This window comes from Enterobacter sp. PL1 (genome assembly GCF_945957325.1).
Classification (GTDB): domain Bacteria; phylum Pseudomonadota; class Gammaproteobacteria; order Enterobacterales; family Enterobacteriaceae; genus Enterobacter; species Enterobacter roggenkampii.
The window spans coordinates 1-1,721 of record NZ_CAMFKT010000077.1 but is presented as its reverse complement, the minus strand read 5'-3'; the positions used below and the strand labels follow the sequence as shown (position 1 = coordinate 1,721).

The window sequence follows — 1,721 nt, the reverse complement described above, 5'->3', positions numbered from 1 at the left end:
CCATGAAGCAAAAGTATCGTGCAGACCAGAATCAACAACAGTAACAGCAGACCTTTTTTTCGACGTAATAAAACCGGCCCCAAAGCGCCCGCAAGAAGCACACTCAACACGATTTCCGTTATACTAATCGTATTCAGAATCTCTCACGTTTCCCTTTTTAGAACTCTGCCACACACAGATAAAACCTTATAACAAGCAACAAAACCCGTTATTCAGACACGGTAATGCCTAGTTTTTTTGCCAGAATTTCAGATGACAAAGAAACCCTTATCGACTTCCCGGTTACAAGGTGAATGATTGTGGCTTCATGCCCTTCAACAGAGTGGGATATTAACTCACGCTGAATGATATGCGTCTCTCCATCATTTCCCGTCACGGCTATTAGGCTCTCTGTAGAACAGGGGTTGATACTACTAATGTTGGTGTTGTTTTCGGTTTTGTTCAGCATCGCTGATCCTCAAATATCGGTTTGTGTTACGTCTGCCGCTTTGCGCTGGATAAGCGACTTAAAGAAATCCGACGCCTTCAGAATATCGCTATCCTGGAAGTCGGGAAATGTCGCTTCTGTCAGCTCCTGCGCCGTACCTGCCCGTATAACGGTTTCATCGCGGATCATCGTTCGCTTAACGCCATCAGCCTGTTTTTTGCTGAAGGAGTGCCGGAAAATAATCGCGTATTGGCCGCCGCTATCCTGATGAACAGAAGTATCCCAGCGATGATTACCCTGTTTACGATAGTGGTGATAGATTTGCTGGCCGTAGCGCTCCTGATCGGAATTTCGGTAATCGAACATTAACAGTTCCAAAAGCATTAACCGATCTGGCAATTGCCAGACGGTAGGGTGTTGAAGTGTCGCTAACATAGTTTCCCCTGAGCGTGACAGTCACGATAAGGCGGGCTTTGCCCGCCTGGTTATCAGTTAATCAATGGCACGATAAATACGATTCTGGCTTTCGTTCTCCAGCGTATTAACGTACTCCCGCAACAGGTGATACCGGTTAGCCATCGTTTCGTTCAGTTCGGCTTTGCCTTCTTCATATGCCAGCCCGCAAAAGTAACTGTAGGCATACAGACAAACAATAATCCCTACTTCGCGCGCGCTGCATTCACCTTCAAAATAGTTAGGTAACGAGAGCCAAAGAGGTTGGGGCGCTTCCATAAAAAACGCGCCATTGCTGGCCTGAAGGTATTCCCAATACCCTCCCTGGTAGTCTTTAGCGTAACGATTCAGAAAGGACTGAATGAAGTGATCTGCGCTGAAGAAAGCGCCACGAAATGCCGCAGGCATGAAGTTCATGCGGGCGTTTTCAGAAATGTAGCGGGCGGTGATTTCGATAGTTTCCATGATACTTCCTCTTTAAGCCGATACCGGCAATTTTTCGGGCGGCGGTATTGCCTCCCGATGATTTAATTATCGGTGATTATGCCTTAAAGGTCAATACAAGTACGGAATTTATTTACCTATTTTATGCCAGTCAGGGCATGGAAGGCGACCTCGCCGGACTCCACCGGACACCGGGGGCAAATCGCCGGAAACTGCGGGACTGACCGGAGCGACAGGCCACCCCCCTTCCTGCTAGCCCGCCGCCACGCGGCCGGTTACAGGGGACACTGAGAAAGCAGAAAGCCAACAAACACTATATATAGCGTTCGTTGGCAGCTGAAGCAGCACTACATATAGTAGAGAACCTGTAAAACTTGCCAACCTGACCATAACAGCG

3 protein-coding genes are annotated in these 1,721 nt (G+C 48.1%); all 3 read right to left on the bottom strand.

Annotation, left to right across the window (positions count from 1 at the left end; all coding sequences use genetic code 11):
* Nucleotides 1-208: 208 nt before the first annotated feature.
* From N6P30_RS24290 to ardB, 3 genes are read right to left on the bottom strand one after another with little or no spacing between them, the layout of a single operon-like run.
* The gene (locus N6P30_RS24290) at nt 209-448 is read right to left on the bottom strand and encodes a hypothetical protein (RefSeq protein WP_000932975.1); all 240 of its coding nucleotides are present in this window, start codon (nt 446-448) and stop codon (nt 209-211) included.
* 9 nt (nt 449-457) lie between these two features.
* A complete protein-coding gene (gene ardR / locus N6P30_RS24285; protein ID WP_000881514.1) occupies nt 458-862 on the bottom strand; it encodes an antirestriction protein ArdAB regulator ArdR in 405 nt (134 codons plus the stop codon).
* A 57-nt stretch (nt 863-919) separates the two neighbouring features.
* Entirely contained in the window at nt 920-1,345 is a 426-nt protein-coding gene (gene ardB, locus N6P30_RS24280; RefSeq protein ID WP_000447669.1) for an antirestriction protein ArdB, read from the bottom strand.
* Nucleotides 1,346-1,721 lie beyond the last annotated feature (376 nt).

What these genes read in the sequence shown, in the direction of transcription:
- ardB (WP_000447669.1), bottom strand. Translation starts at nt 1,345, where the DNA reads ATGGAAACTATCGAAATCACCGCCCGCTACATTTCTGAAAACGCCCGC.
- ardR (WP_000881514.1), bottom strand. Translation starts at nt 862, where the DNA reads ATGTTAGCGACACTTCAACACCCTACCGTCTGGCAATTGCCAGATCGG.
- N6P30_RS24290 (WP_000932975.1), bottom strand. Translation starts at nt 448, where the DNA reads ATGCTGAACAAAACCGAAAACAACACCAACATTAGTAGTATCAACCCC.